Raw genomic sequence first — 1,725 nt, forward strand, 5'->3', positions numbered from 1 at the left:
GAGAGACAACTCCCAATCTGCTCAAAACGCAGACTGGACGCCATCGCAAAAACCGTCAATCAAATCGCCAAAACCCAGAAATTACCGGCCAAGCACATCAATCAAGGGTTCTTCGATCCCTCCAGCTGTAAGGAAGGCCGCTGATAACCATACCGTGGTGCAAAAGGTTGGACATCAGAGAGTACAGGGTTGTTTCCTGACCACCATGCTGGGAAGCCGTGGAGGTGAAGACCGCACCAACCTTGCCAATCAGTGTGCCCTTGAGCCACAGACCGCCTGTCTGGTCCCAGAAGTTTGCCATCTGAGCAGGGAGGCGGCCAAACCGCGTCGGAGCTCCTATGATAATGGCATCATAATTAACCAGATCATCCGTGGTCGCGATGGGAGCGCTTTGCTCCGTCTTAAAGTGATGCGATTTCGCAACATCCTCAGGCACCAATTCAGGTACTCTTTTTACATCGGCTTCAAGGCCTGCTTCACGGACCCCTTCTGCAATTGCGTTGGCCATCGTTTCGATGTGACCGTAAGATGAGTAATAGAGAACGAGAACTTTTGGCATTTTTACGTCTTTCTCAGGTGATGAAAACAATGTCTTTAAGGAGTTCAGAAACCCCATGATGATAACTCCTGTACGATTATCAAACATCCTAAAGTTGGAAACATTCTGTTTCTGGATTTAGCATGTAAGGATCTGAGAACCCTATTGTTGTTCGTAATGTCGATATCAGGACAGATTTTGAGAACGACCAATGATCCGTAAATGTCTTTTTGCAAGCAGCTCAGTCACGCCACGCGAGCGAGAATGCCTGCGCAGTTGCAACATCTCGCGCAGTCAGGGCTGATATCCCCAGTTGTAATCATTCACTGAAGGATGATCACAACTGGGGTATTCTAACTGTTTGGACCAACTGCGTGCAGAGGTGGCTGCAAGCGTTAGTCCTGCTTTTCGAATGCGCCAGCAATGCGCAGAGTCACATCGTCAGACACGTAAGGCACATACATCTTCACACCGAAGTCACTGCGCTTGATGGTGCCTGTGGCTTCAAAACCAGTGGTATATTTTTTGTCCAGTGCGTTCACGCCAGCACCGATGAAGTGAACCTTCAGTGTTTCAGGCTTTGTCACGCCATGGAGGGTTAGGTTCCCTGTTACGATGGCATCGTTGCGGCCAGTCAGATGAACTGACGTGGACTCAAACGTGGCATTGGGGAATTTGGCAGCGTCGAACCACTGATCGCTCTTGAGTTCATCATTAAGCTTGGCGCTGGTGGTCTGTACGGAGTCTACAGGGATGGTAACAGACAGCTTGGAGGCGGCTGGGTGTTGCGCATCCAGTGTCAATGTGCCGGACACATTGGAGAATACGCCCTGATAATTTGTAAAGCCAAAATGCAGCACGGAGAAGCCAACCTGTGTGTGGCCCGGTTCAACGTTATAGGTGCCAGATTGAGACTGGGCTGCGTTGGTGACAACCTGCGCGGACGCGGGGTTACCTGCCAGAAGCCCGATTGCCATGGCTGCAGCGGAAACAAAAGAAAGACCGTATTTCATAAGTATAACTCCAAATAGACGATTAATACCCGGTGTAGTCTTAGATTGTTCTAGCAGCCTGTCGGGTTGGGGTACCCTGTGAAGAGGTGAAGTTGTAAGGTGGTGAGATGAGCAGCTTCATCCCGTTTGACCGGTCTCAGCCGTATCTTCTGCCGCCTGATCTGAAGTCGTGGC

General features: G+C 50.3%; 1 protein-coding gene and 1 pseudogene. Both read right to left on the minus strand.

Features of this window, described 5'->3' with window-relative positions:
- Positions 1-100: 100 nt before the first annotated feature.
- Positions 101-559 (minus strand): annotated as a pseudogene (wrbA, locus tag KMAL_RS16550) (NAD(P)H:quinone oxidoreductase); the annotation flags it as partial.
- Between the two features lie 374 nt (positions 560-933).
- Positions 934-1,551 (minus strand): YceI family protein, encoded by a 618-nt coding sequence (locus KMAL_RS16555; protein WP_014106232.1) that lies wholly within the window; start codon positions 1,549-1,551, stop codon positions 934-936.
- Positions 1,552-1,725: the final 174 nt, after the last annotated feature.

It is taken from the genome of Novacetimonas maltaceti (assembly GCF_002906255.1).
In the GTDB taxonomy this organism is placed as follows: domain Bacteria; phylum Pseudomonadota; class Alphaproteobacteria; order Acetobacterales; family Acetobacteraceae; genus Novacetimonas; species Novacetimonas maltaceti.